The sequence below is a fragment of the Mesorhizobium sp. M7A.F.Ca.CA.001.08.2.1 genome, from assembly GCF_003998455.1.
Taxonomy (GTDB): domain Bacteria; phylum Pseudomonadota; class Alphaproteobacteria; order Rhizobiales; family Rhizobiaceae; genus Mesorhizobium; species Mesorhizobium ciceri.
Genome location: NZ_RZPW01000285.1, coordinates 1 through 7,302 on the forward strand (window position 1 = coordinate 1; position 7,302 = coordinate 7,302).

General features: G+C 63.8%; 6 protein-coding genes. 4 read left to right on the forward strand and 2 right to left on the reverse strand.

From position 1 onward, the window contains the following. Positions 1 to 16: 16 nt before the first annotated feature. Positions 17 to 808: a taurine ABC transporter ATP-binding protein gene (locus EN914_RS17905; RefSeq protein ID WP_024502227.1), complete on the reverse strand. Its 792-nt coding sequence runs from the start codon at positions 806 to 808 to the stop codon at positions 17 to 19. Between the two features lie 159 nt (positions 809 to 967). Further along, positions 968 to 1,981, reverse strand: a complete 1,014-nt coding sequence (gene tauA / locus EN914_RS17910; RefSeq protein ID WP_024502228.1) for a taurine ABC transporter substrate-binding protein — start codon at positions 1,979 to 1,981, stop codon at positions 968 to 970. A 641-nt stretch (positions 1,982 to 2,622) separates the two neighbouring features. Here tauA and EN914_RS17915 point away from each other — a divergent pair. From EN914_RS17915 to EN914_RS17930, 4 genes are all read left to right on the forward strand, one after another. After that, positions 2,623 to 3,093: an Rrf2 family transcriptional regulator gene (locus EN914_RS17915; RefSeq protein WP_013528705.1), complete on the forward strand. Its 471-nt coding sequence runs from the start codon at positions 2,623 to 2,625 to the stop codon at positions 3,091 to 3,093. 31 nt (positions 3,094 to 3,124) lie between these two features. Beyond that, positions 3,125 to 4,459 carry an FAD/NAD(P)-binding protein gene (locus tag EN914_RS17920; protein WP_013528704.1) on the forward strand — a complete coding sequence of 445 codons (1,335 nt, stop codon included), beginning with the start codon at positions 3,125 to 3,127 and terminating at the stop codon, positions 4,457 to 4,459. Between the two features lie 290 nt (positions 4,460 to 4,749). Further along, entirely contained in the window at positions 4,750 to 6,189 is a 1,440-nt protein-coding gene (locus EN914_RS17925) for a pyridoxal-phosphate dependent enzyme (RefSeq protein ID WP_024502229.1), read from the forward strand. Then, positions 6,186 to 7,302, forward strand: a 1,117-nt coding sequence (locus EN914_RS17930; protein WP_164778778.1) for a PLP-dependent aspartate aminotransferase family protein, incomplete at its 3' end; no start/stop codon positions are given. The genes EN914_RS17925 and EN914_RS17930, both read left to right, overlap by 4 nt.

Sequence of the window (7,302 nt, forward strand, 5' to 3'; positions counted from 1 at the left end):
GTGTAGGAGGTAACGGTCATGCCGCCTCTCCTTCGAAGATCGCGTCGGTTAGTTCGCCGCGCGCCGCGGCGAAGGCCGGGTCGGCCTTGATGGTGCGGATGGCCTCGCCCGATGCGTAGCGCCTGGAGAAGCTGGGTTCGAAAGTTTGCACCACGCGGCCCGGGCCAGGCGCCAGCACGACGATGCGGGTGGCCAGCACCAGCGCCTCCTCGATGCCATGCGTCACCATCAGCACGCCGACATCGCTTGCCGTCCACAGATCGAGCAGCGTCGTCTGCATGCGCTCGCGCGTCAGCGCATCGAGCGCGCCGAGCGGTTCGTCGAGCAGCAGGAATTTGGGTTCGGCGGCGAGCGCCCGAGCCAGGCCGACACGCTGGCGCATACCGCCGGAAAGCTCCCAGATGCACTTGTCGCCGGCGTCGGCGAGCTTCACCAGCGCCAGCAGCTCATCGGCGCGCCGCGCCCGCTCGGCCGGAGCGACACCGCGCAGCCTGAGCGCGAAGGCAACGTTTTCGCGCGCCGTCAGCCATGGGAACAAAGCATCGTTCTGGAACACCACCGCCCGGTCCGAGCCAGGTGCTGTGATCGGCTTGCCGTTGATTGAAGCCGTACCGCGCGCCGGCGCGACAAGGCCGGCGGCGACGTTGAGCAGCGAGGTCTTGCCGCAGCCGGAACGGCCGACCAGCACGACGAAATCGCCCTTGGCGACATCGATCGACACCCGCTCGACGGCAGGCGCTGCCTGGCCGTCATAGTGGATCGAGACCTTGTCCAGTACGAGATGCGGGTCGAGCACGAGATGCGGCATGGATGCCTCGCGGTTCGTTGAAATCCGACTGCCCCGGCCCTCGTCAGCGGTTCCGGGGCAGTCAGCACGCGGCGTTAGGGAAAAAGATCCGCGCGCGTTCAGAGCAATTCCAGGAAAAGTGTGAAGCGGTTTTCCGTCCGGAATTGCGTTAAGCGAGTACTAGTTCGAGGCGAGCGCCTCGGTGACGTATTTCGACGATACGTATTTCGAATAGTCGGGAAGCACGGCGTCGATCTTGCCTTGCTCCTTGAGGAAGGTGGATGTCGCTTCGACCGCCTTGACCGTGCCGCCGCCGAGGAATTTGTCGGAGGCCTGCTCTTCCAGCGTCGGGAAGACATAGCCCTTGAGCAGCTGCGGCACTTCTTCCAGCTTGGCGCCGGTGAGTTTGGCGATCGCGGCCGCCTGCGGCGACGATACCGACCAGGCTTCGGGCTTGGCGAGGAACTCGGCATATGCCGCGCCCGTCACCTTGACGAAGTCGCGCACCGCTTCCGGGTTCTTTTCGGCGAAGTCGGTGCGCACGATCCAGGCGTCGAAGGTCGGCGCGCCCCAGGCGGCGACCTGCGAGGAATCCACCACCACCTTGCCCGTCGTCTTGATCTGGCCGAGCGCCGGATCCCAGACATAAGCGGCGTCGATGTCGCCGCGCGAAAAGGCGGCGGCGATTTCCGGAGGCCTGAGATTGAGGATCTCGACCGACTTCGGATCGACGCCCTCATGCTTCAGTGCCGCGAGCAGGCTGTAATGCGTCGTCGAGACGAACGGCACGGCGACCTTCTTGCCGGCGAGATCGGCGATTTTCTCGATGCCGGCGCCGTTGCGTGCCACCAGCGCCTCGGATTCGCCGATCAGGCCGACGATGAAGATGGTCTGGATCGGCAACTCGCGGCTCGCCGCCGCCGCCAGCGGACTCGAGCCGACATAGCCGATATCGACCGAACCGGAAGCGACCGCGGCGATGACATCGGCGCCGGAATCGAATTTGCGCCAATCAATGGTGGCCTTCGTCGCCTTTTCATAGGCGCCGTCGGCCTGCGGCACTTTCGAGGGTTCGACCACCGTCTGGTAGCCGATGGTGATCTTGAGGTCGTTGGCCAGGGCCGGGCCGAGGAAGGCCGCACCGGCAAGTGCCGCCGACGAGAGCAGAAGAATGCGTCGCGAAATGGTGGACATGAAGGGCTCCTGAAAAGAGAAAAACCGGAATGCTTCATAATAGTCAGCTAATTCTATGGTTCTTGTAGAGTTAAATCCTTCCAACCAAGGCGGGCTTGTTAGAAAAAAGCTGTCGATGGTGAGGTGGTGAGGCGGATAGGGTGGTTGCGGTGGGGCAGAGTGTCGCCACAGGGCAGGCCTTTCGACGCCGGCGGGCCAGCGCCCCCTCTGTCCCACCGACCTTTAACCTCCTGAACTGCCGTGATGGCTCCGCCTACGCCCACCGCGAACTAGAATTCCCGCTTCCGGCCTTTCCAGGCAAATTCATGCCTCAAACAACCGGCGATTTGACAACCCATTCCGCGTGTTCGGGGGTAAGTATAGTAATCTTATCGACATTGAGACTGGAGGCGACGATGAGCAGTCACCATATCGCGATGATCGCGCCCCCAAACTCGTGCGCTTTTGTGTCCCTGTGGGCACAAAGGCTGGTCAAAATGGCCGGCGCGGCTTGAAAACGAAGCAAAATCAGCAGTTCTCGGCTTGTACATCATGTCACTAGAATTTATGTGTCATGCGGGCTTGGACGCGGCGGCAACGCACGCCAGGCGTTTTGCAACCGATGGTTCCATGCCGTCGCATGCCAGAGAAATTTTGATCTCATGCTCACCAAAAAAGGTAAGTACGGCCTCAAGGCGCTTGTCCACCTCGCGCGATTGCCGGCCGGGCAGCTCGCCTTCGTCAACGACGTCGCCACCGGCAACAACATCCCGAAGAAATTTCTCGACGCCATCCTGGGCGAGTTGCGCAATGCCGGCTTCGTCCAGAGCCGCAAGGGCAAGGATGGCGGCTATCGCCTGGCGCGGCCCGCCGACGAGATCAAGGTCGGCCATGTCGTGCGCGTCCTCGACGGTCCGCTGGCGCCGATCCCCTGCGCCAGCCGCACCCAGTACCAGCGCTGTGAAGATTGCAACGAGGCGACATGCCAAGTCCGACATCTGATGCTCGAGGTCCGGCAGGCGATCGCCGAGGTGCTCGATCAGCGCAGCCTCGCCGAAATGCGCGATATCTCTCTCGACGACCTGTCGGTCGGCATCGGCGATCTGCCGGTCGCGGTGAAGGTCCAGGCCTGACACTGGCGCTGCGCAGAGCGAAGGCATGCCTATGACCGGGCGCGCCAACTCCATCATCATTGTCGGTGGCGGCGCCAGCGGCGTCGTGCTGGCCGCGCATCTCCTGAAGTCGCCCAATCCCGACCTGCGCGTCACGCTGATCGAAAGGCGCCCGCATTTCGGTCAGGGCATCGCCTATTCGACGCTGCTGTCGGCGCATGTACTGAATGTCAGCGCCGCCGGCATGAGCGCCTATGCCGACGATCCCGGCAATTTCTGGCGCTGGCTTCAGGAACGCGGCCTGGCAACGGCTGAGGAGGCGCCCTTCTATGCGCCACGCAGCATCTATGCCCGCTATCTCGGCGAGTTGCTGGTCGATCTGGAAGCGCGGGAAAAGCAGAGCGGTCGGCTTCGGCTGATCCGCGAGGAAAGCCTCTCGATCACGCCCACCGCCTCCGGCGTCGAAGTGGCGCTGGCCAACGGCACCAGCGTCGTTGCGCATCTCGCCGTGCTGGCCACCGGCCATGACGAGGAGCCGGCGCAAGGCCATGCCATCAGGATGGGATCGGAAGCCGACACAGCACTTCCGCCCGGCGCCGGCGTCATGGTGCTGGGCACCGGCCTCAGCATGGTCGATGCTTTCCTGGCGCTGGAGCAACGCGGCCATCGCGGCGACATCATAGCTGTGTCCAGGCGCGGCCTGCTGCCCTCGCCGCATCGCAAGGGCAATCCGATCAAGCTCGACGTCGCCGACATTCCGCTCGGCACGCAGCTCTCCTATTTCGTCGGCTGGTTCCGCGACCTGATCAAGGAAAACCAGAAGGCCGGCATCGACTGGCGTGACGTCGTCGACGGGCTGCGGCCGTTCAACCAGAAGATCTGGCAGAACTGGCCGGCTTCCGCCAAGCGCCGCTTCGTCGAGCACACCAAGGCCTGGTGGGACATCCACCGCCATCGCATGGCGCCCGAGGTCTACGCCCGTGTCACCGAGGCCGTGCAATCCGGCCGCATCCGCCTGGTCGCCGGCCGCGTCGTCGACATTGCGCGCAACGGCGAATTCACCGTCCAGGTCCAGTCGCGTCACACGCAGCGTCTCGAGACCTTCGAGGTCGCCCGCATCTACGATTGCTCTGGCATCGTCAGGGACATCTCGACCTCGTCGAACAGCGTCGTGCGCTCGCTGGTCGACCGCGGCCTGGCAAGGCCGGATCCGCTGCGCATCGGCCTCGACGTATCGACCAAATGCGAGATCATCGCCGGCGACGGAACCGTTTCGGCCAAGATCCTCGCCGTCGGCCCGCTGACGCGCGGCACCTTCTTCGAGATCGACGCCATCCCCGATATCCGCGTGCAGTGTGCGAGGCTGAGCAAGCAGCTGCTGGGGTAGGCTGTGTCGATATTCAGGTGATGCCGGCCTGCAAATGCGGCTTCCTGTGGCTTCCGGTGCTCACGTACCCAAAAGTACGCTCTGCTCCGGTTCTCGGAATCTGCCATTTTCGGCTCGCCTGACCTGAATCTCAACACACCCTCCAAGCCTTTGAGGCACAAACCGGAATTTCATTCCGCATCTGGCCGGTTGATTGGCACGATCTATCTTCTTTCCGACTGCAAAGGGCTGGAAAAGAGGCTACGCTGCCGCCCTGCCCAGAGGCGGTCGCTTGGTCATGGAGCATCGATATGAGCGAGCATGAGATCGCCGCACTGGACAGTGCCCCCTCGGAAGCCGAATTGTCCCGCCTGCGTCCGCCCTACAAGTCGGTACTCGACCTGATCGGCCAGACGCCGGTGGTCGAGCTGACCAAGTTCGACACCGGCAAATGCCGGCTGTTCATCAAGCTCGAAAGCCAGAATCCCGGCGGCTCGATCAAGGACCGCATCGCGCTGTCGATGATCGCCGCGGCTGAAAAGCAGGGCAAGCTCAAGCGCGGCGGCACCATCGTCGAGGCGACCGCCGGCAACACCGGGCTTGGTCTCGCCCAGGTCGGCATCCCCAAGGGCTACCGCATCGTGCTGGTCGTGCCCGACAAGATGTCGCGCGAAAAGATCCAGCACCTGCGCGCGCTCGGCGCCGAAGTGCGCATGACGCGCTCCGATGTCGGCAAGGGCCATGCCGAATATTACCAGGACATGGCCGAGAAGATCGCGGCGGAAACGCCCGGCGCCTTCTATGCCAACCAGTTCGCCAACCCGGCCAATCCGCTGGCGCATGAAACCACCACCGGCCCCGAGATCTTTTCGCAGCTCGACGGTGATGTGGATGCCGTGGTGGTCGGCGTCGGCTCGGGCGGCACGCTGACCGGGCTTGGCCGCTACTTCGCAAAAGTGTCGCCGAAGACCGAAATGGTGCTGGCCGATCCGGTCGGCTCGGTGCTGGCGCCGCTGATCAAGACCGGCAAGATGGAAGAGGCCGGCAGCTGGACCGTGGAAGGCATCGGCGAGGATTTCGTGCCTCCCAATGCCGATCTGTCGCTGGTCAAGAAGGCCTATTCGATCCCCGACAAGCAGAGCATGCTGGCGGTGCGCGACCTCTTGTCCAAGGAAGGTATCCTTGCCGGCTCATCGTCGGGCACGCTGCTGTCGGCGGCGCTGCGCTATTGCCGCGAGCAGACGGTGCCCAAACGCGTCGTCACCTTAGTCTGCGACAGCGGCAACAAGTACCTGTCGAAGGTGTTCGACGATTTCTGGCTGGCCGAGCAGGGGCTGGCCGAGCACGAGCAGCATGGCGATCTGCGTGACCTGGTGATGCGCTCGCACCGCACCGGCGACACCGTCTATGTCGGCCCGGACGAAAGCCTGCTCAATGCCTATGGCCGCATGCGCCGCTCCGATGTCTCGCAGCTGCCGGTGCTCGACAATGGCAAGCTCGTCGGCATCGTTGACGAAAGCGACATACTGGCCAAGGTCGACGGCCCTTATGACGGCCGCTGGGAGCGCTTCAACGGCCCAGTGCGCACGGCCATGACCTCCAACCTGCACACGCTGCAGGCCAGCCAGACGCTGGACGCGCTGCTGCCGGTGTTCGACCGCAACGAGGTCGCCATCATCTTCGACGGCGACGAATTCGTCGGCCTGATTACCCGCATCGATCTGATCAACCATCTGAGGCGCGCACGATGACCAGCAATACTCCGCCAGCCGGGAAAAACCGTCTGGCTTTCTCGACGCGCACCATCCATGGCGGCCAGAGCCACGACCCGCTGACCGGCGCGGTGATGGTGCCGATCTACGCCACCTCGACCTATGGCCAGCAATCGCCCGGCGTGCACAAGGGCTTTGAATATGCCCGCAGCCAGAACCCGACGCGCTTTGCGTTCGAGCGCGCCGTGGCCGATCTCGAAAGCGGCTCGGCTGCGTTCGCCTTCGCGTCCGGGCTGGCGGCGATCGCCACCGTGCTGGAGCTGCTCGATTCCGGTGCGCATATCGTTGCCACCGACGACATCTATGGCGGTTCCTTCCGGCTGATGGAGCGGGTGCGCAAACGCTCGGCCAATCTGCAGGTCTCGTTCGTCGACTTCACCGACCTTGCCGCCGTGGAGGCCGCGATCCGGCCCGAGACGAAAATGCTGTGGGTCGAAACCCCCACCAACCCGCTGCTGCGCATCGTCGACCTCGAAGGCGTCGCCGCACTTGCCAGGCGCAAGGGGATTCTCACGGTCGCCGACAACACCTTCTGCAGCCCCTATATCCAGCGGCCGCTGGAGCTTGGCATCGACATCGTCGTGCATTCGACGACCAAATATCTCAACGGCCATTCCGATATGGTCGGCGGCGTCGCCGTCGTCGGCGACAACAAGGATCTGGCCGCCCAGCTGAAATTCCTGCAGAACGCCATCGGCGCCATTTCGGGCCCGTTCGACAGTTTTCTGGCACTGCGCGGGCTGAAAACGCTGGCGCTGCGCATGGAGCGCCATTCCGCCAACGGGCTCAAGATCGCGCAATGGCTGGAAGCGCGCCGCGACGTCCGCCGCGTCATCTATCCCGGCCTCGCCAGCCACCCGCAGCACGCCGTCGCCGTCCAGCAGATGCATGCCTTCGGCGGCATGATCACAGCCGTGCTCGACCGCGACCTAGCCGGCACCAAAAAGTTCCTCGAACGCACGCAATTGTTCACGCTCGCCGAAAGCCTCGGCGGTGTGGAGAGCCTGATCGAGCACCCGGCGCTGATGACGCATGGCTCCATACCGGCGGAGAAACGGGCCGAGATCGGCATATCGGATTCGCTGGTAAGGT

Coding starts and splice junctions, on each gene's coding strand:
- EN914_RS17905 (WP_024502227.1), bottom strand. CDS start 808: ATGCCGCATCTCGTGCTCGACCCGCATCTCGTACTGGACAAGGTCTCG.
- tauA (WP_024502228.1), bottom strand. CDS start 1,981: ATGTCCACCATTTCGCGACGCATTCTTCTGCTCTCGTCGGCGGCACTT.
- EN914_RS17915 (WP_013528705.1), top strand. CDS start 2,623: ATGCTCACCAAAAAAGGTAAGTACGGCCTCAAGGCGCTTGTCCACCTC.
- EN914_RS17920 (WP_013528704.1), top strand. CDS start 3,125: ATGACCGGGCGCGCCAACTCCATCATCATTGTCGGTGGCGGCGCCAGC.
- EN914_RS17925 (WP_024502229.1), top strand. CDS start 4,750: ATGAGCGAGCATGAGATCGCCGCACTGGACAGTGCCCCCTCGGAAGCC.